Raw genomic sequence first — 25,663 nt, forward strand, 5'->3', positions numbered from 1 at the left:
GCCGTCCGTTCGGAGGATCCGGGAATCCGGGAGAGAAGGGGAGACGGCATGCTGAAGGCCTTCACCGACCTGTCCACGCCGCTCGTGGCCGATGCCTGCGTCCGTACGGGCGTGCCGCTGCGCGTGGCACCGCCCGGCATCCGCGCGGTGCTGCCGGAGCACCGGGTCGCGGGACGCGCGCTGCCCGTACGCCACTACGGCAGTGTCGACGTGTTCCTGGAAGCGTACGGTTCCGCCGAGCCGGGCGACGTCCTGGTCATCGACAACGGCGGACGCTCGGACGAGGCCTGCGTGGGTGATCTCGCCGTGCTCGAGGCCGAGACGGCGGGCGTGGCGGGCCTCGTGGTGTGGGGGCTGCACCGTGACACGCCCGAGCTGGCCGAGATCGGCCTGCCCGTGTTCAGCTACGGCAGCTACCCGGCCGGGCCCGTACGGCTGGACGAACGCGAGCCCGAGGCGCTGGTCACCGCCCGGTTCGGGCCGCATCTGGTGGGCGGCTGGGACTTCGTCTTCGGCGACGCCGACGGCGTGCTGTTCGTCGCCGCGGACCGGGTGGAGGAGGTGCTGGACACCGCGCTCCGGATCCGGGAGACCGAGCGCGAGCAGGCCCGCCGGATCCGCTCGGGCGACACCCTGCGCAGCCAGACGGCGTTCGCGGACTACCTGGTCCTGCGCGAGGCCGACCCCTCGTACACCTTCCGCCGGCACCTGCGCCGGACCGGCGGCGCCATCGAGGAGTGACGGCGCCGCCGTACCCGGCTGCTCGGGATCATCCCCGCGCCGCCGGGCACGTGGTGCCGTCGGACGGCAGGGTGCCGTCCAGCAGGTAGCCCTCGACGTGGGCGTCGACGCACGCGTTGCGGTTCTGGAACTGCCCGTGGTCGCCGCCCTCGACGGTGACCAGGCGCGATCCCGCCAGCCCCCGGTGGGCGCGTACGGCGGCCTCGTAGTACGTCGCCGGGTCGTTCTTCGAGTTGAGCATCAGCACCGGCGGCAGCCCCTCGCCGGTGACCTTGATGCGCGGAGCCTTGGAGCGCGGCCAGTTCGCGCAGACCGCCGCGTACGTCAACTCCCGTGCACCGGCCAGGGGGTGGGCACGCGTGGCCTCGGCGCTCTCCCGCACCCAGTACCGGCTGTCGCGGTTCCACGGGGTGTCGCCGCAGGTGACTGCGAAGTAGTCGGCGACGAAGTCGGCGCCCATGAGGTGCTTCAGCCGCCCGGCGACGGCCCCCCTCGTCTCCGCCGGCGCCTGCTCCGGATGCTCCAGGAAGCCGAGGAGCGAGGCGAGGTCCGCGAACTGGTCGGCGTTGTACAGGGACTTCGTGGCCGCCGCGTCGAGGTGGTTGGGCGTGATGACGGTCCCCTCGACGTCGAGCGGCCGGTCGTGCAGCGCGGCCCGCAGCCGCTCGTACGAGGCCTGCGCCTCCTCGGGGGTCCGCCCCTGGTGGTAGGTGGCGTCGTTCTTCGCGAGCCACGGCAGGAAGTCCTGCTCGAACCGGCGCTGGAAACTCATCGGCTGCCCCGTCAGGAAGGACTGCCAGTCCCCGGTGAAGTCGGTGTTGCTGTCGAGGACGGCCCGTTCCACGCGGCGGGGGAACTCGGTCGCGTAGTACGCCCCGAGGAAGGTGGCGTACGAGGGCCCGTAGTACGAGATCTTCTCCTCCCCGAGCAGCGCCCGGTACAGGTCCATGTCGTGCACGGCCTGATCGGTGGTGATGTACGGCAGCAGTCCGCCCGAGTTGCGCTCGCAGTCCCGTACGAAGTCCCGGGCGCGGTCGAAGGTCCGCCGGACGGCGGCCGCCGACCGGTCGCGCAGATCGGCGACGCCGCCGAACATGGCGTCGACCGCGTCCTGGTCCGCGCAGACCACCTTCGTACTCGCGCCCACACCGCGCTGGTCGAAGCCGACGATGTCGTACGCGTCCGCCAGCTTCGGGCTGTACGAGGCGAGCCGGGCCGGCCGGGGGAGCCCCGAGGCCCCGGGTCCGCCGGCCGCCATCATGAGCACGCCCCGGCGCCTCGCCGGATCGGCCGCGCGGTGCCGGGAGACTGCGATCGTCAGGCTCGGCCCGGAATCCGGGTGGTACCAGTCCCGCGGCACCGACATCGAGGCGCACTCCAGCGAACCGCCCGTACAGGGCTGCCAGTCGAGCTGCTGGTGCAGGTACCGCCCGGGTATCCGCGGGCTCCCGCCGCCCGGAGCCCCGCCGCCCGCCCCGGCGGGCGCGGCGCTCGCGTGGCCGACGGGCAGGACGGCGGCGGCGAGCAGGCCGCAGGCGGCGGCCGCGAGCCATCGGGCAGGCTTCTTGAACACGTGCATGTCTGAACTCCCCCTGGGGTCCGGCAGGTCCCCCCGATCGTCCCGCGCAGGCCCCCGTGTCCTCGATATCCCTGCCATCCGCATCCGAGGTGGCAGTAGTGCCACCCCCGGCGACGGCTGGCTGTACGCGCCGACCCACGCGCCGACGGCGGCCGGTGAGACCACGGGCGCCAAGGTGAAGGCCTGGCACGTCACCGGCCGGAACCAGCAGAAGGCCGGTGCCGTCTACCAGAACTCGGTCTGGACCGAGCACAGCGACCGCGAGACGCTCACCGGCAACGGCTACTTCGACACGCACCGCCGCGGCCCGGACGACCAGGAGCTGCACGTCTCGCCGGTGCCGGACAGCCAGGAGCTGGTGGCCGGCGCAGTCTGCGCGAAGATCGACGCCAAGCCCACCGAGCCGGCCAAGGCCCCCGCGCCACCCGCCGTCACCCGGCCCGAACTTCCGCACGCACTCGACCCGCTGCCGGGCGCGACGGGTGACACGGGCTCCGCATCGCCCTCGGACTCCACCCCGGTCACCGGCGCCCCGCCCACGACGAGCCCGGCCGCCCCGCCCGGTACGTCTCCCACGCCCGGCAGCCCCAACAGCCCGGGAACCCCGACGACGGGCCGTCCCAGCCGGCCGGCCACCCCGTCGCAGAGCAGTTCGCCGACCCGGCAGCAGCCGCAGGCCCCGGCGGTGAGCATCCAGCAGCCCGGTGCCGGAGGCCAACTGCGGCGCGGTTGCGAGGAGTCGTTCGCCGGGACGGCCCGGACCCGCCCGGGCAACGAAACCGTCACCGACCCGCAGTACACGAGCTGGCGGATCAACGGGCCGAACGGGCCGATGACCCTGGGCGCGGGCGCGTCGGGCCGCTTCCTCGTGCCCCTGCTGCCGGACGGATCGTACAAGCTCGTGTTCAGCGCCACCGATCCGGCGGCCGGACTCACCGGCAGCGCGGAGATCTCCGTCAGGATCGTGGGCTGCCTGCGCTGAAGGCCGAACGGAGAGGATCATGAGGAGGCGCCGGCCCGCCGGGCCCCGCCCCGCCACCGAGTTCAGGAGGTACGTGTGTCTGCCGCGTCGAGCACCGCGTCGTCGAGTTACGCATCAGGGGTCTTCGAAGTGCCGCTGCTGGGCGACACGATCGGCGAGAACCTGGACCGCACCGTCCGCCGGTTCCCCGACCGCGACGCCCTCGTCGACCTCGCCGCCGGGCGTAGGTGGACGTACGCGGAGCTCGCCGCCGACGTCGACGCCCTCGCACTGGGCCTGCTGGACCTGGGCATCGCGAAGGGGGACCGGGTCGGCATCTGGGCGCCGAACCGCGCCGAGTGGACGCTCGTGCAGTACGCCACCGCGAAGATCGGCGCCATCCTCGTCACCGTCAACCCGGCTTACCGCTCGCACGAGCTGGAGTACGTCCTGAGGCAGTCCGGTATCCGGCTGCTCGTCGCGGCGGAGCGCTTCAAGACATCCGACTACGCCGGGATGATCGAGGAGGTGGGCCCGCACTGCCCGGAGCTGGAGTTCACGGTCCTCCTGGACGGGCCGCGGTGGACGGCCCTGCTCGACCGGGGCCGCCGGGGCGATCCGGCCGATCTCGTCCGCGCCGGAGCCGAGTTGAGCCCGGATGATCCGGTCAACATCCAGTACACCTCGGGGACCACCGGCTTCCCCAAGGGTGCGACCCTGTCGCACCACAACATCCTCAACAACGGCTTCTTCGTGGGCGAGCTGTGCCACTACACCGAGCAGGACCGGGTCTGCATTCCGGTGCCGTTCTACCACTGCTTCGGCATGGTCATGGGAAACCTCGCCTGCACCAGCCACGGCGCGGCGATGGTGATCCCGGCGCCGTCGTTCGACCCGGAGGCGACCCTCGCCGCGGTCGAAGCGGAGTCCTGCACCTCCCTGTACGGGGTCCCCACGATGTTCATCGCCGAGCTGGCCGCACCCGGCTTCGACGCGTACGACCTGTCCAGCCTGCGCACGGGGATCATGGCGGGCTCGCCCTGCCCGGTCGAGGTCATGAAGGAGGTCATCGACCGGATGGGCATGCGCGAGGTGTCCATCTGCTACGGGATGACGGAGACCTCGCCGGTGTCGACGCAGACCCGTGCCGACGACTCCGTCGAGCGCCGGGTGTCCACCGTCGGCCGCGTCGGGCCCCACCTGGAGGTCAAGGTGGTCGATCCGCAGTCGGGGCGGACCGTGCCCCGCGGCGAGCCGGGGGAGCTCTGCGCCCGTGGCTACTCGGTGATGCTCGGCTACTGGGGCGAGCCGGAGCGCACCGCCGAGGCCGTCGACGCGGCGCGCTGGATGCACACCGGCGACCTGGCGGTGATGGACGAGGACGGCTATCTGAGCATCACCGGCCGTATCAAGGACATGGTGATCCGCGGCGGGGAGAACGTGTACCCGCGGGAGATCGAGGAGTTCCTCCACGCCCATCCGGACGTCCTGGACGTCCAGGTCATCGGTGTCCCCGACCCCAAGTACGGGGAGGAGCTGATGGCGTGGGTGCGGATGCGCGCAGCCGCGCAGCCGCTGACCGCGGCCGCCGTCCGCGCCTTCTGCGAGGGACGGCTGGCCCATTTCAAGATCCCGCGGTACGTGCACGTCGTGGACGAGTTCCCGATGACCGTGACCGGGAAGATCCGCAAGGTCGAGATGCGCGAGGCAGCCGCCCGGCTGCTGGGGCTCTCCTCCTAGCAGCCGGGCCGGCCGGCGCGGTTCAGTCGCGGGGAGACAGCTCGGCCATGGCGCTCCAGCCCTGGCCGGGCACCTCGACGTGGATGATCTCCGGCGTGCCGGCGATGGCGCCCGCGAGGGTCTCCATACCGGCCTTGAAGTGGTCGGACGCTACGTGGGCGGCGCCCGCCTCGGCGTCGGTGAAGGCTTCCAGGAGCGTGTACCTGTTGGGGTCCTCGACGCTGCGCGACCAGTCGTAGAAGAGGTTGCCCGGTTCGTTGCGGGTGGCCCGGGTGAAGTCGTCGACGAGGGTGAGCCAGTTGTCGCTGTGCTCCGGACGGACGTCGAACCTGACGGCGATGAAGATCATGCCGACCAGCCTGGCAGGCCGCCGCGGGCCGCGCATCCCCAGCGCGCCGCATTTCCGGCAGGGTCGGAAAACCCGCGCGCCGGGCGGCTAAGGGCTGTCCCGCAATCCCCGGCGGGCGCACGACGACAGCTACGGCGCCTCGCCGCGTTGTCGGAACGTCCGCATACGCCTATGCGGACGCCCCTCCGCCTTGCGATGCACCGCATCTGACGCCGTGCGCTGATCCGCCGGGGATTACGGGACAGCCCTTAGGCGCAGTCCGCGGCAGCCTGCGCGAGCGCGGTGCGGACCTGCTGCGGGCGCCGCCGGAACTCCTCGGTCGGCAGCGACACCGACAGGGCGTGCACCGCCTCGCCTTCGTCCGCGCGCCCGCGGGGCAGGGCGACGGCCAGGCAGGTGTAGAAGGGATCGGCCTCCCCGACGGACAGCGCGAAGCCCTGCCCCCGGACCCGGGACAGCTCCGCCTCCAGCAGTTCGGCACTGGTGATGGTGGCCCCGGTCAGGCGGGCCATTCCGTGCGCGGCCAGGTACCGCCGCCGCAGCGGCCGGGGCAGCTCGGCGAGCAGTGCCTTGCCGTGCGCGGTGGCGTGCGCCCGGGTCTCCCGCCCGGGGGTGAACGGGTTCGCCGCGTCCGTGACGGGGGCTGTGGTGTCGACGATGGTGATCAGGCCGCCCCGGTAGGCGGTGTGGTACGCCTCGGCGCCGGTGGCGCGGCGCAGCCGGGTCAGCAGATCGGCCATGCGCGGCGCGGGCTCCAGCTGCCGCAGGAGGCTCCGCTGCAGCCCGGGAATGTGCGGTCCCAGCACGTACCCCTGCGCGGTGCGGACGAGGTACCCGCGTTCGGTCAGCGGCGCCAGCAGGTGGTAGGCGGTGGACAGGGAACACTCCGTCCGGCGTGCCAGCGCCTTGGCGCTGACGGGCCCGGCCGCGTCGGCGACGGCGTCGAGGATCGCCAGCGCGCGGTCGACGGACTGCGGACCGGTGGGCGGCATGGTGGGTGCTCCCGAGGTGGTGCGTGCACGGATCCCCGAGCTTATGGCGCAGCGGACGGGCGGCGTTCATCGAACGTTGACCGGACGCAGAGGGGGAGCGCGCACAGTCGTGCGCATGGACAGCGAACACGACGCCCGCGCGAGGCGGCACGACCCTGCGGCGGCTGCGGATCTCACCGGTATCCGGCTCGCCCACCGCGCCATCCTGGCCGACATCGAGCGCCTCGCCCGGCTGCTCGCCGCTCTTGCCGCGGCCGCGGAACCGGCCGGATCCGCGCGGGCGGAGGCCGTCGCCCGGTACGTGCACCGCTACCACTCCGTCGTACGCGGTCACCACCGCGGCGAGGACGAGATCCTGTGGCCGGTGGTCCTGGACGCCGTACCCGACGCGGCCGACGCGGTGGCCGGCATCGTCCGCTTCCTCCACGACCACGAGGCCCTCGATGCGCTCCAGGCCGCCTGCGACGCGGCCGCGGACCGCTTCGCCGCGGAACCCGGCCGGCACGCCCGGCGGTTGGCCGGGCTCCTCGCCGACCAGCGGGACCTGCTGGCCGAGCACATCGAAGCCGAGGAGCGGCACGTCTTCCCGGTCATCGCCGCCCGGGTGCCCGGCGCCGCCTACGCCGCCGCGGAGGCGCGCATCCGCAGCGCCGACCGGTCCGCCGACCCGGTGTGGGCCCGCGCCTGGCTGCTCAGCCACGCCACCGAGGACGAGGCCCGCCGCCTGCTGCCCGGCGCCGCCGCGGACCCGGCCGCCCGGGAACCCCTGCTGCAGGCGTACGCCGCCGAAGTGGCGCTGGTGTTCGCGGCCTGACCGCGGGTTTCAGCCGTCGGCCCACTGCCGGGCGAGCGAGGCGAAGGCGCGGGCGGCGGCGCTCTCGTACGCGCTCTCCCGGCGCAGGAGGACCACGGTCCGCGCCGGGAGGGCGGGGGCGAGGGGGACGGGGTGCAGCGGGGTGTGGTCGCGGGTGACGGCGTCGGGGAGCACCGTGGCGAGCCCGGTGCGCCGGACGATCTCGGTGAGGGCGCTGATGGAGTTGGCCTCCACCGCGATCGGCGGTTCGATGCGGTGCCGGTGGAAGTACGCGTCGATGTGGGCCCGCGTCGCGAAGTCGCCGCTGAGCAACGCCAGTGGGCACGCGGCGAGTTCGGACGGCGGAAGGGGCTCGGTACGGCCGGCGTGCGGGTGGGCGGCGCCGACCACCAGGCAGAGCGACTCGGTGAACAGATCGGTGGCGCCGACGCCGGGCAGGTGCGGGCCCTGGAAGGCGATCCCCAGGTCGACGGCATCGGCCAGCAGAGCGGACTCCAGCCGACTCTGCGTCATCTCCTTGACGTTCAGGGTGATGCCCGGGTGCCGGGCGTGCAGTTCCGCGGCCAGCGGGCCCAGCAGGTACGCGGTGAAGGTCGGCGTCATGGCGAGGCGCAGACTGCCGCGGGAGAGGTCCGCCACGTCCAGGACGGCCCGCTCGGCTGCGGCCAGGTCCTGGAGTGCGCGGCGCGCGTACGGGAGGAAGGCCGCGCCCGCGTCGGTCAGGCGTACGGCGCGCCCCGTACGGTCCAGGAGCTGGACCCCCACGGTCCGCTCCAGCTGCCTGATCTGCTGCGAGAGCGTGGGCTGCGAGACGTGCAGCTCCTCGGCGGCGCGGGTGAAGCTGCCGTGCTCGGCCACGGCCAGCAGATAGCGGAGATGGCGCAGTTCCGGAGGCATGAGCGCAAGTATAGATGGAACCAATAACGATCATGAATTGTGCGTCTTGGACACTATAGGTACAGGTCATGCAGGGTGGAACTCGTCAGCCCGACCAGGGCGGACACCACCGAAGGGAGTGACCGTGCAAGACCTCGCCGAGGGCGTCGCGCACTTTCAGCAGGACGTTTTCCCGGCCAAGGCGGAGCTCTTCGCCCGCCTGGCGACCACCCACCGGCCGCACACGCTCTTCATCAGCTGCTCCGACGCCCGTGTCGTCCCGGAGCTGATCACCCAGCGGGAGCCGGGCGAGCTGTTCGTCATCCGGACCGCCGGCAACCTCGTACCGGCCCACGCGGACGGCGGCCGGACTGACGGCGCCGACGGCGTGGCGGCCGGCATCGAGTACGCGCTCGCCGTCCTGGGCGTCCGCGACATCGTGATCTGCGGACACTCCGCCTGCGGCGCGATGACCGCACTCGCCGCGGGCCAGGACCTCACGGAGCTGCCCGCCGTCGCCCGGTGGCTGCGTCACGCGGCGCCCACCGGGGCCCCCCGGGGCGAGGTCGGCGTGCTGGTCCGGAACAACGTCGCCCTCCAGCTCGCACATCTCGCCACGCACCCCGCCGTCGCCCGCGCTCTGGCCGCGGACGCCGTCACCCTGCACGGCTGGGTCTACGACATCCCCACCGGCACGGTCGAGCGGATCGACCCCGCCACCGGCCGGTCCGCCGCCCCCGCGGCCTGATCCGCCCCTCCCCGCCCACTCCACCCCTGAAAGGGAACTTCCCGTGATCCACGCCCAGTTCGACCCCTCCGCCCGTCAGGCCCTGGCCGACGCCGCCGTCGAGGCCAAGATCCGCAAGGACCTCACCTGGCAGCAGATCGCCGACGCGGCCGGCCTGTCGGTCGCCTTCGTCACCGCCGCGGTGCTGGGCCAGCACCCGCTGCCGGCCGCCTCCGCGGGGGCCGTCGCCGAGATGCTCGGCCTCGACGCCGAGGCCGCGCTGCTCCTGCAGACGATCCCCACCCGGGGCTCGATCCCGGGCGGCATCCCCACCGACCCGACCATCTACCGCTTCCACGAGATGCTCCAGGTGTACGGCACCACCCTCAAGGCCCTGGTCCACGAGCAGTTCGGCGACGGCATCATCAGCGCGATCAACTTCAAGCTGGACGTCAGGAAGGTCGCGGACCCGGAAGGCGGCGAGCGCGCCGTCATCACCCTCGACGGCAAGTACCTCCCCACCAAGCCGTTCTAGGCGGAGGCGTCGAGGAGGGTCTCGGCGACCGCGGTGCGCGCGTACAGCACCGAGCGGCCCGCCCTGTGCGCGCTGACCAGGCCCGCGTCGCGCAACGCAGTCAGGTTCCGGGACACCCCGGCCGCCGAGAGCCCCGTACGCCGGGCCAGCTCGGTGGTGGAAGCGGGCGCCTCGAGCTCCGTCAGCAGCAGGGTCCGCGAACGGCCGAGCACGGCGGCGAGGGCCTCGGCCTTCCCGGCCGGCGGCCGCGACGTCCACAGCGCACCCACCCCGCGCGCCGGATACGCGAGCTGCGGCGGATCCGGCGGCGTCATCCGGGTCAGCAGGCCCGGCCCGAGGAAGGCCGAGGGAACCAGCAGCAGTCCCCGGCCCGCCGTCTCCCGGGACAGGGGCCGGGTCCTGCGCACCAGGCGCAGGGCGTTGTCGTCCCACTGCACCGCACTGTGCAGCTCGTTGATGACCTGGCCCGCGCCCTGCTCGGCGGCCTGCCGGGCCCGGTGGAAGACATCGGCATCGAGCACCGAGCGGATCCGTGCCCAGTACGGGGCGAGCGCCAGCTTCCAGTACGCCTCGATCTCCTCCGCCAGCCGGGGCAGCCGGGCCTGCGGGTCCGCGTGCAGGGCCCGTGCCCGGCGGCCCAGCGCGCCCTGGTGGTAGCGCAGGTGGTCGAGGTTGCGGCGGACCGGTTCGGCCGGAGCGGCCAGGACCCCGGCCAGCTCCGCCGCCAGCGCGGGGGCCGGTCCGGCGGGCGCAGGGTTGAGGAAGTGGGGCACGTACCCCTTGGGCGGGATCAGCTCCGCGAGCCAGCCGCGGTCCAGCCCCGCGACCGTCAGCCGGGGCCTCACCTGCTCCGCCCACGGCCGGTACACGGGCGAGACGGCGCCGTCGTTCAGCAGCCGCCGGAAGCTGGTCACCACCTCCCACAACGGCGAGACGGAGAACCGCATCTGGGCCAGATCGCCCGCCGAGAACGCCAACTCCGCCAGCGGGACCACCCCTTGGATTCACACATACTCGAATCAATGGCCCCGAGCCTACTGCGCGGAGATCATTCCGGCATGACCTCTCGGACGATCACCGCGGCCGCCTCGGGCACCTGGAAACTCGGCGACCTTGAAGTGAACCGCATCGGCTTCGGCGCGATGCGACTGACCCAGAACGGCCCGGCTTTCGCCCCCGGCGCCGCCCCCAGCGACCGCGGCCGCGCGATCGGCGTGCTGCGCCGCGCCGTCGAGCTCGGCGTCAACCACATCGACACCGCCGCCTTCTACTTCTCCCCGCTGCGCTCCGCCAACGAACTGATCAACCAGGCCCTTGCGCCGTACCCGGACGATCTCGTCATCACCACGAAGGTCGGCCCCGGCCGGGCCCTGTCGGGGGAGTTCCTGCCGCACGCCACCCCCGGGCAGCTGCGCGGCCAGGTCGAGGAGAACCTGCGCCAGCTCGGCCGCGACCACCTCGACGTGGTCAACCTGCGCATCGTCGGGACCGATTCGATCGCCGAGCGCTTCGGCGCACTGGCCGAGCTGCGCGAGGCGGGACTCATCCGCCACCTCGGCCTGTCCAACGTGCAGCCCGGACACCTCGCCGAAGCCCAGGCCATCGCGCCGGTGGTCTGCGTGCAGAACCTGTACGGGATCGGCGCCCGGCCCGAGCAGGAGGCGTTCCTGCGCACCTGCGGCGAGCAGGGCGTGGCGTTCGTGCCGTTCTACTCGATCGCCGGTACGGGACGCGAAGCGGGCGCGAGCGGCGCCGAACACGAGGCGGTGGTCGCCGTGGCCCGTGCCCACGGGGTGGGCCCCGCCGAGATCCGGCTGGCCTGGACCCTGCACCGCGGACCGCACGTCCTGGCCATCCCGGGAACCGGCAACCCGGACCACCTCACCGCCAACGTGGCCGCCGGCGCCCTGCGCCTCTCCGCCGAGGACCTCGCCGTGCTGGACTCCGCCGGTCCGTCCGTCTGACGGACCGGCGTACGGCCGTCCGCCCCGCCGCGGCGGAACGGGCGGCCGGGGTGCCCGGTCAGCGCAGACCGAGCGGTCCCTTCCCGACGACGGTGTTGCCGGTGACCGTGCCGTCGGCGCCGGCCAGGGTCACGGCATGCCGGACCCCGTCGGGACCGAGGACCACGGCCAGCCAGGCGCTGCCGCCGCCCTGCTGCGCGACGGCGCGCAGCGCTTCGAGCTTGCCGCCTTCCACGGCGGCCGTCGCCTTCTCGACGGCCTGGGCCGCCGGCAGCGCGGGCAGCGGCACCGGGGCGCCCTTGGCGGCCCCGTCCGCCCGGCCTCCCGGACCACGGCCGCCCGGCGGACGGCCCGGCAGACCGCGGTCGCCGTCGACGACCTCGGGCTCGCCGCCCTTGCGCAGCTTCGGGCCCATCGGTCCCGCCGGGCCGTCCGCCGGCTTCCCCGCACGGCCGTGCTCACGGACCTTGGCGGCGAAGCCGCCCCGCACGTGCTCCCGGTGGCCGTGCTCGGCAGCCGCCACCGCCACCGCCCCGCCGCCGATCAGGACGACCAGCCCGAGGGCGACCCATCGCGTACGCCCCTCACGGGCCAGCCGGACCAGCCGGCCACGGCGACCCGCCGCCGTACCGGCCGCGGTCGCGTCGGCCTTGGCCTCGCCCGGGCCCGCGGGCGGCTCGGGGGGCTGGGGACTGGACTGAGTCATCGACATGCTCCTCGCGTTCTCCGGGCACTCTGCCCGGCTCGGCAGAGTCTGCGCGGCGGATGCTGAAGCCCCGCTGAAGCAGGCTGAAGACCTCTTCAGCAAGCCGCCGACGCGACCTGAGAACCTTGTCCCCATGCGCGTACTGGTGGTCGAGGACGAACGGCGGCTCGCCGCTGCCCTGCAGCGGGGTCTGCAGGCCGAGGGCTTCTCCGTGGACGTCGCCCACGACGGCCCGCAGGGCCTGTGGCTGGCCGCCGAGCACGACTACGACGCCATCGTGCTCGACATCATGCTGCCCGGGCTCAACGGCTACCGGGTCTGCGCCCGGCTGCGCGCGAGCGGCTGCGAGTCGGGGATCCTGATGCTCACCGCCAAGGACGGCGAGTACGACGAGGCGGAGGCCCTCGACACCGGCGCGGACGATTTCCTCTCCAAGCCCTTCTCGTACGTGGTCCTGGTCGCCCGGCTGCGCGCCCTCATCCGGCGCACCGGCCGCCGCAGTCCGCAGGTCATGGAGTTCGGCGACCTGGTGATCGACCCGGCCGGGCAGCGGTGCACGCGCGCCGGTACCGAAGCCAGGCTGACCTCGCGCGAGTTCGCGGTCCTCGTGCACCTGGCCCGGCGGGCCGGGGAGGTCGTACCCAAGCGGGAGATACTGGAGCACGTCTGGGACGCCGCCTACGAGGGCGATCTGAACGTCGTCGAGGTCCACGTCAGCGCCCTGCGCCGGAAGATCGACGCACCCTTCGGCCGGGCCGCCGTGGAGACCGTCCGCGGCGCCGGCTACCGGCTGGCGGCCGACGGTGGCTGAACCGAAGACCGTTGCCACCGCCCGGTCCTCGGGCGGTGGCCGCCCGCGCGTCCTGCGCCGGATGCGCGACGCCGCGCGGCGCCTGCGCCCCCGGTCCGTCCGCGCCCGGGCCACGCTCGGCGCCTCCACCGTGGTGGCCCTCGCCCTAGGCGCCGCCTCCTTCGCCCTGCTCGGGATGCTGGACGGCAACCTGATGCGGGGCGCCCAGGCCGACGCCGAACGACAGGCCCTGTCCACCGCCGGGCTGGCGGCCGCGGGCCGGCTCGACACCGTACTGGCACCCGGGCGCGACACCGACTTCCTGCAGGTCGTCGACGCCGGGGGCCGCGTCCTGGCGGCGAGCCCCAACCTCGCCGGCCGTCCCGCCCTCTCCCCGGCCCGCCCGGGCAAACCCGGTACGGTCCGCCGCACTTGGAAGGAGGGCCCGGCCCGCGGCGACCGCCGCCACCGCGTCGTCCAGGTCACCACCGTCACCGGGGAAGGACTGGTCACCGTCTACGCGGGGACCTCGCTGCGGCAGGCCGACGCCGCCGACGACGTCATCACCGGCGCGCTGGCCGTCGGGGTACCGCTGCTCGTGTTCACCGTCGCGCTGGTCACCTGGCGGGTGACCGGCTGGGCGCTGCGCCCCGTCGAGGCGATCCGCGCCGAGGTCGCCGAGATCAGCGACCGCGACCTGCACCGCCGGGTGCCGGTACCGCGCAGCCAGGACGAGATCGCCCGGCTCGCCGTCACCATGAACACCACCCTGGACCGGCTGGAAGCCGCCGGGATCCGCCAGCGCCGGTTCATCGCCGACGCCTCGCACGAACTGCGCAGCCCGATCACGGTGCTCCGCACCCAGCTGGAGGTCGCCCAGGCCCACCCCGATCCGGCGCTGTGGGGCGAACTGGTCAGCGGTGCCCTGGAGGACACCATACGACTCCAGGACCTCGCCGCCGACCTGCTCCTGCTGGCCCGCCTGGACACCGGGGAACCGCCGCCGGACGCAGCCGTCGACCTCGCGGACGTCGCCCGCGAGGCGGCCGGCTCGCGCAGGCGGGACCGGATCCCCGTCGACATGGAGATCGCTCCCGAGGCCGTCGTGCGCGGCAGCACGCTCTGGCTCTCCCGGCTCGTCACCAACCTGCTGGACAACGCCCAGCGCCACGCCGACGTGCGGGTCCGGCTCCTGCTGCGGGTCGACGCGGCCCGGCGCACCGCCGTGCTGGAGGTGCGCGACGACGGGCCGGGCATCCCGGCCGCCGACCGGGAGCGTGTCTTCGAGCGGTTCACCCGCCTCGACGACGCCCGCAGCCGTGACGAGGGGGGCACGGGCCTGGGCCTGGCCATAGCCCGCGACATCGCCACCCGGCTGGGCGGCTCCCTCATCGTCGAGGACGCCCCGGCCGGCGGCGCACGTCTGGTGGCCCGCCTTCCTCTGGACACCGCCTGAAGCGGGCGGTTTTACGGTTCTGATTGTTCCCCGTTCTGCTTTTTTCGCACCTGTCCATCTCTATTCACTCCATGCTTGCCTCGGCTCTCGAAGGGGGGCGTCAGCAACGCCAGAGCCGCATCCCGAACAGACATCAACCATGGCGCAAGCAGCCAGAGGACGGCGCGATGAAGAACAACCGGATGATCGTCACCGTGGTGGCGCTCTTAGCGATCTTCGCCTTCAGTGTGGTGATGGTGGTGGCGGGACAGCCCGTCGCAGCCATCACCGCCCTGATCCCGTCGGTCGCGCTGGGCGTGCAGCAGATCGTGCAGGCGGGCACGGGACTTGCGGAGAGCCGCCGCGAGCGGCCCTCCGTACAGGTGCCCGACCGGGACGAGGAGCCGCGGCGATGAACCTCCACTCGGCACCCCAGGACGTTCCCCAGGGCCGGAGCGGCAAGCCGGGCCGCCGGCTGGGCCCCATCGTCGAAGGCACCGGCCCGGCGCACCGCGCCTGGCTCGAGCCGCTGCGCGACGCCGTACACGGCAGGGGGGTGACGCTGGACGAACTCCAGGCGCGTACCGGCCGGGACAAAGGGCACATCTCCGAACTGCTGCGGGCCGTCGGACGCTACCCGCGCTGGGTCTTCGTCCGTACGGTGTTCCTCGCGCTCGAACGGCCCCGCCTGCCCTACGGCACGATGCGGCTCCGCTGGGTGATCGCGGCCCAGGACGTCGGCAAGCGCACCTCGTGGATCAAGGACTGCCTCCACGAGGGCGGCGCCCGCCACCGCACCGCGGCCGCCTCGGCCCCGCTGGACTTCCGGGCCTTCCAGCAGATGCACCGCCCCCACTACACCCGCTACGCCTCGGCGTTCCTGCGCCGGGGCGGCCTCGTCGAGAAGGCGGTCGACGACGTCTTCACGCTCCTGCTCATGCTGTGGCACGACGCGCTCGCCAGCGAGAACCCCGAGCGGTTCGCATGGCCGATACTGCGCCAGACCGTGCTCGAACGCGCCCCGAAGGAGAACGGCCGCCCCTCGCTCGTGGAGGCCGCCTTCGACACGGTCGCCCTGGACCTCGCCCGGGACCCGATAAGCCAGGTCGAGGAGTCCATGGCCCTGTTCCGGGCCGTCGGGGAGCTCGCGCCCGTGCAGCGGGACGTCCTCGTCCTGCTGTACCTGTGCGGACTGGAAGAGGCCCGGGTGGCGGACGAACTGGGCGTCTCCCTCGCCCTGGTACGGTCCACCGCCCGGCACGCCAAGCGCAACCTGCAAGCCGCCCTGTACCCGGACACCACCACCGAGGAGGGGGTCTCAGGTGACCTCGACCATTGACCAGCTGCTGGGCCGCGCCCGGCTCCACGCCACCTCGCACGCCCCCGCCGACATCACGGACACCGGCTGCGCACCGCACCACCATGCGGGCGCCTGGGCACCCGACGCCGTGGCGGGCGAACCACCGAGGAGCATGCGGGGAGCCGCGCGCGACCTCCAGGCCCTGTGCGAAACGGCCGTCACGGCAGCCGCCGTCGCCGCGCTGGGCGATTTCCTCACGCACAAGCTGCCCCAGCCCTCCGGCGCCCGCGTCCTGGGCTGCATCCTGCTGCTCACCGACGCCGAGGACGCCGCCCGCTTCTGGTGGCAGTACGCCGCCGGCGCCGGAGACTCGATCGCCTCGTACTGCCTGTACCTCCACCACCTCGCGCTCGGGGAGAACCACGAAGCCGTCTGGTGGCGACGCCAGACGACCCCCACCGCCGCCCGGCACACGGCGGACGCGCCGGACGCCCCCGACGCGGCCACCGTGGTCTTCGACGGGGCGGAGCGGAACCTCGCGGCCGATGCGAGCCTGCCCACCACCCTGCGGGTCCTGCGGGCGCTAAGGCCCGGCGGAGGCGCGTCGAAGCGCGGCTCGAGCACCGTCAAGGCCGTCATGGACTACGTCTCGGCCTCCGTCAGCTACGTCGACGACGATCTCGAACTGCCCCTGCCCGACCCGGGCTTCACGGACCGGATCCGCGCCCTGACGGCCGCCGCCGCCCGCCCGGCGCGCCCCGGCCACCGGACCGCGCCCCGGCTCCCGCCCAGGCTCCGGACCACCTGATCGTCACCGCCTGGAACAGAGGTGCCGCTCGGCAGGGGACCGCCGAGCGGCACCGGCCCGTCGGGGTCAGCGCGAGCCGTGCTCCGGGAGATCCTGCTCGGCCGGTGCCGAGGTCAGGGCCGGGAGCAGCGCGAAGCCGCGCGGGGCGGTGGCGGCCGCAGGCGGCCTCTTCCCGCAGAACGCCCCCTCGAGCGTGCCGCCCAGAGCCGCGTTCGCCTCGCCCTTGTTCGAGGTGTTCGCCACCGCGGCGAGGCTGCGCGTCCCGTCGCGGGTGGCGAAGGCGTACGTGTAGAAACCCTGGACCGTGCCCGTGTGCCCGTACACCGAGGTCCCGCACGACAGGTCGTAGCGGCGCAGCCCCAGACCGTAGAACCGGGTGTTCGTGGTGTCCGTCGGGGTCATGGCCAGCATGGCGTCCAGCATGCGGGGAGCCAGCAGCTTCCCGCCGAGCAGCGCGGACACGAAGGTGTTCAGATCCGCCGCGCTCGAGATCACCGCACCGGCGGACTGCGCCCAGGACGCCGTCTGCTCGGTGGAGTCGACCAGCGGTGCCCCGGCCTCGTCCGGATGGAGGTAGCCGTGCAGGTGCGCACCCTTGATCTCGGTCGAGGGGTGCACGTACGAGGTGTTCCCGAGCCGCAGCGGCTTGATGATGCGGCGCTCGTACTCCTTGGCCACGCCGTGTCCGGCGGCCTTCTCGATGAGCAGGCCGACGACCACGAAGTTGGTGTTGGAGTACTTGTACGAGACGCCCGGCTCGGTCGTGCGCGGTTCGCGCAGCGAGAGCGCAACCAGATCCTGGTAGGTGAAGACCTTGTTCCGGACGGCCTCGAAGCCGGGCACGGTCCGCTCGAACATGGCCTCCGTGTAGTCCGCCAACCCGCTGCGGTGGGTGAGCAGATGACGCACCGTGATCCGGTCGTCGGGCAGCAGACCGGGCAGGTAGCGGTTCACCGGGGCGTCCAGACTCAGCTTCCCCTCGTCCACCAGCTGGAGCAGGACGACGCCGGAGAACGTCTTGGTGACGCTGCCGATCCGGAAGCGGCTCTTCGGGTTCATGGCCGCACCCGCGGTCCGGTCCTGTACGCCCACCGCACGGGTCAGCGGTGCACCGGATCCGGTGATGCGGACCATGGCGCCCGGCGCCCCGGCCGCGGTGGTGTTCTTCAACGCCTGGGTCACGGCCTCCATGTCAGGCTGAGGCGCGGGCACGGCGGTCTGCACCGCCCGGGCCGGGAGCGGGGCCGCCGCCGCCCGGGCGGCGGTCGCGGGCACCACACCGGCGACCACGGCGAGCAGGGCGGTGGCGAGGGTCAGGCGTCGGTCGAGAGGCATGCGCACGGTGATCCTCAACTACGGAGTGACGGGAAAGGTTTCTCGCTCAGAACGTGCAGGTGGGGACGTTCTCCAGCCATGCGGCGCCCTGGATGTAGATGTTCGTGACCCACGCCTTGTAGTCGGGCAGATAGGACCAGGCGTCGTTGGTGTAGCCGTCGGAGGTGACCTTCTCCGCGTGCTTCTGGCACTCGACGCGGATCGTCGTCGGCCCCGGGAACGCGTAGACGCGCGCGGCCCCGGTGGACGGCCGGTCCTTGGTCCACACACCGGTGCCCCAGGTCCGGAACACGTGCCCGGTCACCGGGCCGGGGTCGATCCGCACCGCGCCGTGGTAACCGCTGTTCAGCCGGACGTCGCTGACCATCAGTTTCGTACCGGACTGCCGGGCCTCCGCCATCTTGCCGGCGCCCAGGTAGATCGCGATGTGGTGCAGGTCCCGGGAAGTGCCCCACACCAGCAGGTCGCCGGGGAGCAGCGGGGCGAGGCCGTCGGCCGCGGTGAAGCGTCCGGCCGCGTGGGGCGTGTAGTACTGGGCGCTGGCGACCCCGTTGAGGATGTCCGACCCGGTGGCCTCGGCGTAGGCGTGGCGGACCAGTCCCGAGCAGTCGAAGCCGAGCCGCTCGGGATCGTGCTCGCTGGCCGGATCCGTGGGGTCCACCTGCCCGTACGTGGGCCCGGGCCGCGGGCCGTGGCCGCCGCCCCACGCGTACCAGACGTCGGCGGAGACCTGCGCACAGGCGGCGCCGACGGCCCGCTCGGCGGCGGCGGACGCCCCCGGCGACAGGACCCGGCACGAGCCGTCGGCGGCCGCCGCCGACGCGGGGGGCCACAGGAGGCAGACCAGGAGGGCGATGAGTGTGCCGATGAGACCGGACCGGCGAAGCATGCGGGATCCTCGTTTCTCGTTGCCGTGGAGATGCACTGCTGGGAAGCCGTGGGGAAGCGCCTTGGTGGGGGCGGCCGTTGGCATGTGCCGCAGACGGAACGAGCCTGCGGGCCGCGGCCCCCCGAGTCGAGGTTCCGGCGGCACCCCACCCGGACGGGCAACGGGAAACCCCCGGGAAACCCCCGCCCGTCAGGGCTCTTCGGCGCACCGCGCCGCTCCGTCGCCCGCGTGCAGCCGGCAGATCTCCGCCAGCCGGATCCGGAGGTCCGGGTTCCACAGCCGCACCGTGCCGTCGTTGCTGCTGCTGGCCACCGTCCGTCCGTCGGGGGAGAAGACCACGCCCCACACAGCGCTGGTGTGGCCCGTCAGGGCGGCCCACAGCCGCCGCCCGGCCACGTCCCAGAGCCGCACCGTACGGTCGTTGCCGCTGCTGGCCAGCGTCCGTCCGTCGGGGGAGAAGGCGATACCGCGGGCGGAGCCGGTGTGGCCCGCCAGCACGGCCCCGGCATCGAACCGCCGCGCGTCCCAGAGCCGTACGGTGCCGTCGTTGCCGCTGCTCGCCAGCGTCCGCCCGTCCGGGCTGAACGCGACGGCCCGTACCGCGCCCCCGTGGCCAGTGAGCGTGGCCAGCGGCCGCCGCCCGGGCACGTCCCACAGCCGTACCGTCAGATCGTCGCCGGCGCTCGCCAGAGTGTGGCCGTCCGGACTGAACACCACGTCGTTCGCGAAATCGGTATGGCCCGTGAGCGTGCCCAGGGCCGTACGGGATGCCACGTCCCACAGCCGGACCGTACGGTCGGAAGCGGCCGAGGCCAGCATCTTCCCGTCCGGGGAGAAGGCCACCGCGAACACCGTCCCGCCGTGACCGGCCAGCGTGCCCAGCGCCGTTCGGGAACCCACGTCCCACAGCCGGACCGTCCCGTCGGAAGCGGCCGAGGCCAGCATCTTCCCGTCCGGGGAGAAGGCCACCGAGAACACCGTTCCGGTGTGGCCCGCGAACGTCGCGACCACCCGCCTCCCGGCCACGTCCCACAGCAGCACCGTGTGATCGGCATCGGCCGTGGCCAGCAGCTTTCCGTCCGGGCTGTACGCGGCGTGCCAGATCTCCGTGAACGGGCGCGAGGTCAGGACCGGACCGCGCAGGTCCCAGAGCACCACCGACTGGTCGAAGGCCGCGGTGGCCAGCATCGTGCCGCCCGAGTCGACCGCGACCGCCAGCACGTAGTCGGTGTGCCCGGCCAGCGTCGAGGTCAGCCGCCCGCTGCGCACGTCCCACAGCCGGGTGGTGCCGTCACCGCCCGCGCTGACGACCGTGGCGCCGTCGGCGGTGTAGGCGACCGCGTTGATGTCGTCGTTGTGGCCCGTCAGTGTCGCCGCCGTGCGGCCTCCGGCCACGTCCCACAGCCGTACGGTCCGGTCGACGCCCCCGGAGGCCACCGTCCGCCCGTCCGGCGCGAACGCCACCCCGAGCACCTCGCCGGTGTGTCCCTCGAGGACGGCGAGCTGACGGGCCGCCACCGGATCCCACAGCCGTACGGTCTGGTCGGTGCCCGCCGACACCAGCGTCCTGCCGTCCGGCGCGTAGGCGAGGGCGTTGACCCTCCCGGTGTGGCCGGTCAGCACCGTCGCCGCGCCGCCGCCCACGGGGTCCCACAGCCCGACCGTCCCGTCGGCGCCCGCCACGGCGAGCGTGTGCCCGTCGGGCGCGAAGGCCAGCGCGCGGGCGTCCGCGGTCTGCGCGGGCAGCACCGCGAGTTCGTGCCCGTCCGTGTCCCACAGCCGTACCGGACCGTCCGTGGACGTCGCCGCGAGGGCCCGGCCGCCCGGGGCGAAGGCGACCGCGCGCACCCGGCCGGGCACGGTCAGGGTCACCGTCGTCCGCCGGTCCGCGACCCGCCGCAGCAGCACCTTCCCGTCGGAACCGGCCGTCGCCAGCAGCCGGTTGCCCGGGGCGAACGCCACCGCGTTGACCGGGCCGCTGTGCCCGCCGAGGCGGGCGAGGAACGGCTGGGCCTGCGTGCTCAGCAGCGCGCCCCGCGCCTGTGGCGTCGCCTCGGTGCGGTACGCCTCCTCGGCGAGCCGCATCGAGGCCTCGGGCTGACCTGCCGCGAGGGAGGTGGACTGCACGGCGAGGGCCTGTGAACGGGCGATGTGCTCCTGGCCGAGCGCGCCCGCCCGCTGCTGGTACGCCAGCGCCCCGGCGGTCAGGGCCAGGGCCAGCAGGCCGACGAGCATGGCCAGCATCCGCTGCTGGAGCCGGACCTGGCGCCTGGCCTGCGTCCGCCGGGCCTCCTCCGCAGCCTGGCTCGCGCGCAGGAAGGCCGCCTCCCGGGGGCTGAGCCGGCTCCTGCCGTCGAGCTCGTCGGCCCAGGCGCGGGCGCTCTCCAGCCGGGTGCCGCGGTACAGGACGGACGGCTCGCGGCCCTCGCGCTCCCACTCCTCGGCGGCATGGGCCAGTTGACGGTGGACCAGCAGCCCGTCCCGGTCGGCGTGGATCCAGCCGCGCAGCCGCGGCCAGGCGTGCAGCAGGGCCTCGTGGGTGATCTCGACGGTGTCGCTGTCCATCGTGATCAGCCGGGCCCGGACGAACGCGTCGAGGGCCGCCGCCGCCCGGTCCGCATCGGCCAGCTGCTCCATCAGCGCGGTCCGGTCCGTCCGCCGCCGCGTCGCCCCCGTGCCGTCGGCGACGTGGACCAGCGCCATCAGGATGCGGCGGATCGTCCGCTGCTCGGCCGGGTACAGGCGGGCGAACACGCTCTCGGCCGTGTGCGCGACCGCGCCCTGGATCCCGCCCGTGCCCTCGTACCCCGCGACGGTCAGAGTTGCCCCCTCGCGCCGCTGCCACGTGGCCATCAGTGCGTGGGACACCAGCGGCAGCGCACCGGACGGCGTGTCACCCGGCCCGCCCGCCGGGGCCGCGGTCCCGGGCTCCTCGCGCAGGCCCGCGTCACGCAGCAGCAAGGGGACCAGACCCGCCTCGAGCGTCAGCCCGGCGAGCTCCGCCGGGCGCGTGATCGACTCGCGCAGCTCGGCCACGGACATCGGGGGCAGGACGAACAGCCCGTCGGTGAAGACCGAGGCCAGTTCCGGAACGTCCAGGCAGCTCCCGGAGAAGTCGGCCCGGACACCGAGCACCACGACGGCCGGGTCGTGCGCCGTCGGCCCCGGCGCCGATGCGGCCAGGGCGCACAGGACGTGGACGAAGCCGCGCCGCTCGTCCTCGTCGGAGCAGAGGGTGAAAAGTTCCTCGAACTGGTCGACGAGCAGAACCGGCCGGACGGTGGGCAGCCGGTGCTCCCCGGATGGCGCCGGGGTGTCGCCCGCCAGATGGTTGACGGCCTCGAGCAGCCTCTCCGGCCGGTCCCGCAGCTCCCCCACGGTGAGGCCGGGATCGCCGCCGAGCACCTTCGCTGTGCAGTCCAGCAGCTCCTGGAGCGGATGCGCGGTCGGTGTGAACCGTACGACCGGCCAGCCGTCGGCGCCCGCCATCGGGAAGCCGCCGGTGCGCCGGAGGGCCGGCACGAGACCGGCGCTGAGCAGGGACGACTTGCCGGCGCCCGACCGGCCGACGAGCATCAGCGGGCCGCTGCCGATCCGCTCGAAGACCCGCTCGACCAGTGCGGCGGTCACCCGGTCGCGGCCGAAGAACCGGGCCGCGTCCCGCGAGGTGAAGGCGGCGAGGCCGCGGTAGGGGCACTCGCCGGGCGACTGGAGCCCGCCCGCGACACCGGCGCCGGGGCGCTCCCCAGGGCCCGATCCCGCCCGGGCCCTGGGGACTTCCGCCTCCGGTACCAGCCGTAAGAGGGAGCCCCCGGCTTCCAGTACCTGGTCGCAGCGCCGCGCGACGTCACGGGTGACCCGCTTGGCGCCGGTCTCGATCTTGCTCAGGTAGCCCTTGCTGTAGTGCGTCCGGCGGGCCAGGTCGGCCAGCGACAGACCGCGCTGCACCCGCAGCTGCCTCAAGCGGGCGGGAAAGGACGCGCCGGGGCCGTCGGCGGACTCGACGGCCTCGGTGGCTTCAGGTGAATCGTGCTGGTGATCGGTGTTCCGTCCGCGGTCCGGGTCCCCCACGGCATCCCCCATGGCACAGCGCGCCCAGGTTGTGAGATGGAAGGTCCCAGGCTACCGCGGGGGTCCGACGGCGGAGCACGCGTTCTGCCCGGCGTGGCGCAAAAACGCACAGCACAGCGGCCTTCCGGGGCCGCCGCGGCCGGCGGATCCGGAAGGCCGTGTGAACGGGTGCTCGGTTACGGCCTGTTGAGGGTGATGGAGTTGATCGGGCCGAGGTCGGCGTAGACGCCCGTCCCCTCGGCGATGCGGGACCCGCAGCCGGCGCCGTTGTAGCCGGTGCACAGGCTGGCGGTGGCGCCGCCGTACTGGTTGTTGAGGACCCAGTGGTTGCCGAACTGGTTGCTCAGGTTGTGGGCTCCGTAGCTGTAGAAGATCTGGCTCGGCTTGACGGCCGGGTTCTGGTTCTGCGGGTAGATGCAGACCGCCCCGTACGGACAACCGGCCCAGTCGTCGGCAGGCTTGGCGTCGGCCGCGCCGCCCAGTGCGACGACGGCCGCGGCGGCGGTGGCGAGCGCGGCGGCGCCGCGGATCATCTTGCGCATCTTGTCCCCCTGTTGGGTTGCCTCGGTGCTGACGTGCTGACGCCATCAGCCTTGCCCGGCTGCCCGCGGGGGTCGACGGGTTGCCCGTTGCCCATCGGCGGACCGACCGGGAAACCGCCCCTGACCTGCCCGGTCGCGAGAGCGTGGTCAACTCGGCGGAGGCGGCGGGCAGCGCCCGCGGGGACACGATGGCGCCCGCCGCCACGCCCCCCGCAGGTGTCACCCGTGGTCACCGCCCGGCTCCCGTGCGGCGCCGTGATGTCCTCCTTCGCGAGGGCGGGCAGAATTGAGGGGGCAGCCCGTGTCCGCCACGCGGGCTCTGCAGCCACACGCGCGCCGTGCGCAGAAAGGGGCCTGCCGATGCCGTCGGACCGGCTGGGGGGCGCGGTGGATCCCGGCCCGATCCGGTCCGAACCGGGATCGTTGCTGGAACACGTGGTGGTGGCCGTCTTCGGCATCGACGACGAGGACCGGGTCTGCTACTGGGGCCCCGGCGCGCAGAGCCTCTTCGGCCACGAGGCCCGGTCGGTGCTGTCGCAGCCCGCGGCGGTCCTCTTCCCCGAGCCGGCCCCCGGCGAAGGTCCGGGCGGTGCCGCGCAGCTCGCGGAGCGCGCCCGCGCCCTCGGCTACTGGCGCGTACGGCTGCCCGCACTGCACCGGGACGGCACGGTGTTCGACTGCGGCTTCCGGGTCTTCCCGATGACCGGCTCCACGGGCGGTTCCGTGGTCATGGGGCTGGCGAGCCGCGGTGACGAGCTGGACCGGGTGAAGACCAACCTGTCCTTCCTCGACGCCCTCTTCGAGACCTGCCCGATCGGCCTGGTCATGCTCGACGAGGAGTTGCGGTACGTCCACCTCAACCAGGCACTCGCCGACATGGACGGGGTCCCGCTCGAGGAGCACCTGGGCCGCCGGATGGCGGACATCATGATCACCTCCGACGGCGGGGAATACCAGCGCATGCTGCGGGTCGTGGCCCAGGAGGGCCGGCCCGTGATCGGCGCCCTGGTGGGGCTGCGCACCCCCGGCCATCCGGACCGCGACCAGGTGCGCTCGGTCAGCTTCTTCCCGCTCAGCGGAGCGGGGGACACCCGGCGCGGTGTGGGCGGGCTCCTGCTGGACGTCACGGAGCGGGAGCAGGCCATCCTGGAGGCGACGGCAGCCCGCCGGCGCCTGGCCCTGCTCGACCGGGCGGCGGCGAGCATCGGCACCACCCTGGACCTGAAGACCACCGCGCGCGAGCTGGTCGACGCGGTGGTCCCGGACTTCTGCGACGCCTGCGTCGTCGAACTCGTGGAGTGGATGGACGAGACCGAGGCCTTTGACCCGGCGCTGCCGGTGACCACCCGCCGGATCGCATCCGGCACCACGCTCCCCGAGCCCGCCGTCGAACTCGTGAGCGGCCTGGAGCAGGTCACGTACCCGCCGGGCTCCAACATCCACCAGATGCTGAGCACGGAGCGCCCGCTCTGCTTCACCGTCGACGAGGACTTCGCGACCCGGACCGTCGTGCACCAGCAGCGCGCGCAGCTGCTGCTGGACAGTGGGCTGGCCGGCATCCTCATGGCACCGCTCGTCGCCCGCGGCACGGTGCAGGGCATCGCCATGTTCGGCCGCTCCGCCGCCCGCCCGGCCTTCGCCGAGGAGGATCTCGGCCTCGCCGGCGAACTGGCCTCCCGGGCCGCGCTGTGCCTCGACAACGCCCGGCTGTACAGCAGGGTCCAGCACATCGCGCTCACCCTCCAGCGGGCCCTGCTGCCCAGCGCCCCCGCCGGCGGCCCGTACGTGGACATCAGCCACCGCTACCTGCCCGGCAGCACCGTCACCGAGGTCGGCGGCGACTGGTACGACGCGATCGCCCTGTCCGGCGACCGGGTCGCCCTCGTGGTCGGCGACGTGATGGGACACGGCGTGCCCGCCGCCGCGGCCATGGGCCGGCTGCGGATCACCGCGAAGACCCTCGCCCGGCACACCGCGGAGCCCGCGGACCTCCTCGAGGAGCTCGACGTCTGCGCCCAGGAGGCCGGCATCGAGTGGGCGACCTGCCTGTACCTGCTCTACGACCCGCACACCGGCCGCGCCCGCATCGCCAGCGCCGGCCACCCGCCGCCCCTGGTACGCCACCGGGACGGGACGGTGCACACCATCGGCGACGTACTGGGGGTCCCGCTCGGCGTGGGCGGCGTACCGTACCGGGCGATCGAGATCGACCTTCCCGAGGGCGCCACCGTGGCCCTGTACACCGACGGCCTCATCGAGGCCCGGGGCAAGGACATCGACACCGGAATGGACGCACTGCGCGAGCAGCTGCGCGCGCCCCTGGGCTCGCTGGAGGAGGCCGCCGACCGCATCCTCGCGAACCTCCTGCCCGACACGGCGACCGACGACACGGTCCTCGTCCTGGCCCGGGTCAGCTCGGTCCCCGGCCGCTCGCCGGCCGGGTGACGGCTCGCCGGCCGCCGGGTGCAGGGCGGCCCGGGGCGGGCCACGGGAACCGGATCATGGCGGT

23 protein-coding genes are annotated in these 25,663 nt (G+C 73.6%); 13 read left to right on the forward strand and 10 right to left on the reverse strand.

Features of this window, described 5'->3' with window-relative positions; genetic code table 11:
• Window positions 1-48: 48 nt before the first annotated feature.
• The gene (locus IF09_RS0114910; RefSeq protein WP_030295776.1) at window positions 49-741 is read left to right on the forward strand and encodes an RraA family protein; all 693 of its coding nucleotides are present in this window, start codon (window positions 49-51) and stop codon (window positions 739-741) included.
• Between the two features lie 28 nt (window positions 742-769).
• On the opposite strand, the gene IF09_RS0114915 is transcribed toward IF09_RS0114910, so the two are convergent.
• Window positions 770-2,320 carry an alpha/beta hydrolase gene (locus tag IF09_RS0114915; protein WP_051832461.1) on the reverse strand — a complete coding sequence of 517 codons (1,551 nt, stop codon included), beginning with the start codon at window positions 2,318-2,320 and terminating at the stop codon, window positions 770-772.
• Between IF09_RS0114915 and IF09_RS41730 the strand changes: the two genes are divergently transcribed.
• Both IF09_RS41730 and IF09_RS0114925 read left to right on the forward strand, forming a co-directional pair.
• Window positions 2,319-3,302: a hypothetical protein gene (locus IF09_RS41730; RefSeq protein ID WP_158709974.1), complete on the forward strand. Its 984-nt coding sequence runs from the start codon at window positions 2,319-2,321 to the stop codon at window positions 3,300-3,302. The genes IF09_RS0114915 and IF09_RS41730 overlap by 2 nt on opposite strands.
• A gap of 75 nt (window positions 3,303-3,377) precedes the next feature.
• Window positions 3,378-5,021: an AMP-binding protein gene (locus tag IF09_RS0114925; protein WP_030295781.1), complete on the forward strand. Its 1,644-nt coding sequence runs from the start codon at window positions 3,378-3,380 to the stop codon at window positions 5,019-5,021.
• A gap of 22 nt (window positions 5,022-5,043) precedes the next feature.
• Here the strand turns inward: IF09_RS0114925 and IF09_RS0114930 are convergent, their stop codons facing one another.
• Together IF09_RS0114930 and IF09_RS0114935 are read right to left on the reverse strand one after the other, a co-directional pair.
• Window positions 5,044-5,370, reverse strand: coding sequence for a putative quinol monooxygenase (locus IF09_RS0114930; RefSeq protein WP_030295782.1), 327 nt, complete (start codon window positions 5,368-5,370; stop codon window positions 5,044-5,046).
• Between the two features lie 248 nt (window positions 5,371-5,618).
• Window positions 5,619-6,362 (reverse strand): IclR family transcriptional regulator, encoded by a 744-nt coding sequence (locus tag IF09_RS0114935; RefSeq protein WP_030295783.1) that lies wholly within the window; start codon window positions 6,360-6,362, stop codon window positions 5,619-5,621.
• A gap of 115 nt (window positions 6,363-6,477) precedes the next feature.
• On the opposite strand from IF09_RS0114935, the gene IF09_RS0114940 reads away from it, so the two are divergent.
• On the forward strand, window positions 6,478-7,176 hold the full coding sequence (locus IF09_RS0114940) for a hemerythrin domain-containing protein (RefSeq protein WP_030295784.1): 699 nt from the start codon (window positions 6,478-6,480) through the stop codon (window positions 7,174-7,176).
• A 9-nt stretch (window positions 7,177-7,185) separates the two neighbouring features.
• Here IF09_RS0114940 and cynR read toward each other — a convergent pair whose 3' ends face one another.
• Window positions 7,186-8,073 carry a transcriptional regulator CynR gene (gene cynR / locus IF09_RS0114945; protein ID WP_030295786.1) on the reverse strand — a complete coding sequence of 296 codons (888 nt, stop codon included), beginning with the start codon at window positions 8,071-8,073 and terminating at the stop codon, window positions 7,186-7,188.
• 124 nt (window positions 8,074-8,197) lie between these two features.
• On the opposite strand from cynR, the gene IF09_RS0114950 reads away from it, so the two are divergent.
• Both IF09_RS0114950 and cynS read left to right on the forward strand, forming a co-directional pair.
• Window positions 8,198-8,800: a carbonic anhydrase gene (locus tag IF09_RS0114950; protein WP_030295787.1), complete on the forward strand. Its 603-nt coding sequence runs from the start codon at window positions 8,198-8,200 to the stop codon at window positions 8,798-8,800.
• A gap of 43 nt (window positions 8,801-8,843) precedes the next feature.
• Window positions 8,844-9,314, forward strand: a complete 471-nt coding sequence (gene cynS, locus IF09_RS0114955; protein WP_030295789.1) for a cyanase — start codon at window positions 8,844-8,846, stop codon at window positions 9,312-9,314.
• Here the strand turns inward: cynS and IF09_RS0114960 are convergent.
• Window positions 9,311-10,261, reverse strand: a complete 951-nt coding sequence (locus tag IF09_RS0114960) for an ArsR/SmtB family transcription factor (protein ID WP_199920445.1) — start codon at window positions 10,259-10,261, stop codon at window positions 9,311-9,313. The genes cynS and IF09_RS0114960 overlap by 4 nt on opposite strands.
• Before the next feature lie 111 nt (window positions 10,262-10,372).
• On the opposite strand from IF09_RS0114960, the gene IF09_RS0114965 reads away from it, so the two are divergent.
• Complete coding sequence (locus tag IF09_RS0114965; protein ID WP_030295792.1) at window positions 10,373-11,278, forward strand: aldo/keto reductase; 906 nt, start codon at window positions 10,373-10,375, stop codon at window positions 11,276-11,278.
• Between the two features lie 58 nt (window positions 11,279-11,336).
• Here IF09_RS0114965 and IF09_RS41735 read toward each other — a convergent pair whose 3' ends face one another.
• Entirely contained in the window at window positions 11,337-11,984 is a 648-nt protein-coding gene (locus IF09_RS41735; RefSeq protein ID WP_030295793.1) for a hypothetical protein, read from the reverse strand.
• A 133-nt stretch (window positions 11,985-12,117) separates the two neighbouring features.
• On the opposite strand from IF09_RS41735, the gene IF09_RS0114975 reads away from it, so the two are divergent.
• The 5 genes from IF09_RS0114975 (at window position 12,118) to IF09_RS0114995 (ending at window position 16,317) form a co-directional block, all read left to right on the forward strand.
• Window positions 12,118-12,795 carry a response regulator transcription factor gene (locus tag IF09_RS0114975; RefSeq protein WP_030295795.1) on the forward strand — a complete coding sequence of 226 codons (678 nt, stop codon included), beginning with the start codon at window positions 12,118-12,120 and terminating at the stop codon, window positions 12,793-12,795.
• Window positions 12,788-14,230, forward strand: a complete 1,443-nt coding sequence (locus tag IF09_RS0114980; protein WP_324606847.1) for a HAMP domain-containing sensor histidine kinase — start codon at window positions 12,788-12,790, stop codon at window positions 14,228-14,230. Before IF09_RS0114975 ends, IF09_RS0114980 begins: the two co-directional genes overlap by 8 nt.
• A gap of 167 nt (window positions 14,231-14,397) precedes the next feature.
• Window positions 14,398-14,625 carry a hypothetical protein gene (locus IF09_RS0114985; RefSeq protein WP_030295799.1) on the forward strand — a complete coding sequence of 76 codons (228 nt, stop codon included), beginning with the start codon at window positions 14,398-14,400 and terminating at the stop codon, window positions 14,623-14,625.
• On the forward strand, window positions 14,622-15,548 hold the full coding sequence (locus IF09_RS0114990) for a sigma-70 family RNA polymerase sigma factor (RefSeq protein WP_051832463.1): 927 nt from the start codon (window positions 14,622-14,624) through the stop codon (window positions 15,546-15,548). The genes IF09_RS0114985 and IF09_RS0114990 overlap by 4 nt, the downstream gene beginning before the upstream one ends.
• The gene (locus IF09_RS0114995) at window positions 15,532-16,317 is read left to right on the forward strand and encodes a hypothetical protein (RefSeq protein ID WP_051832464.1); all 786 of its coding nucleotides are present in this window, start codon (window positions 15,532-15,534) and stop codon (window positions 16,315-16,317) included. The genes IF09_RS0114990 and IF09_RS0114995 overlap by 17 nt, the downstream gene beginning before the upstream one ends.
• A gap of 66 nt (window positions 16,318-16,383) precedes the next feature.
• On the opposite strand, the gene IF09_RS0115000 is transcribed toward IF09_RS0114995, so the two are convergent.
• From IF09_RS0115000 to IF09_RS0115015, 4 genes are all read right to left on the reverse strand, one after another.
• The gene (locus IF09_RS0115000; protein WP_030295804.1) at window positions 16,384-17,652 is read right to left on the reverse strand and encodes a serine hydrolase domain-containing protein; all 1,269 of its coding nucleotides are present in this window, start codon (window positions 17,650-17,652) and stop codon (window positions 16,384-16,386) included.
• A gap of 46 nt (window positions 17,653-17,698) precedes the next feature.
• Window positions 17,699-18,541 carry a C40 family peptidase gene (locus IF09_RS0115005; protein ID WP_030295806.1) on the reverse strand — a complete coding sequence of 281 codons (843 nt, stop codon included), beginning with the start codon at window positions 18,539-18,541 and terminating at the stop codon, window positions 17,699-17,701.
• Window positions 18,542-18,730: 189 nt separating this feature from the next.
• Window positions 18,731-22,612: a helix-turn-helix domain-containing protein gene (locus IF09_RS0115010; RefSeq protein ID WP_267882148.1), complete on the reverse strand. Its 3,882-nt coding sequence runs from the start codon at window positions 22,610-22,612 to the stop codon at window positions 18,731-18,733.
• Window positions 22,613-22,788: 176 nt separating this feature from the next.
• On the reverse strand, window positions 22,789-23,154 hold the full coding sequence (locus IF09_RS0115015) for a hypothetical protein (RefSeq protein WP_030295809.1): 366 nt from the start codon (window positions 23,152-23,154) through the stop codon (window positions 22,789-22,791).
• Window positions 23,155-23,514: 360 nt separating this feature from the next.
• Between IF09_RS0115015 and IF09_RS0115020 the strand changes: the two genes are divergently transcribed.
• Complete coding sequence (locus IF09_RS0115020) at window positions 23,515-25,599, forward strand: SpoIIE family protein phosphatase (RefSeq protein ID WP_030295811.1); 2,085 nt, start codon at window positions 23,515-23,517, stop codon at window positions 25,597-25,599.
• The last annotated feature ends 64 nt before the right edge of the window (window positions 25,600-25,663 follow it).

The organism is Streptomyces katrae, assembly GCF_000717655.1.
GTDB classification, from domain to species: Bacteria; Actinomycetota; Actinomycetes; order Streptomycetales; family Streptomycetaceae; genus Streptomyces; species Streptomyces katrae_B.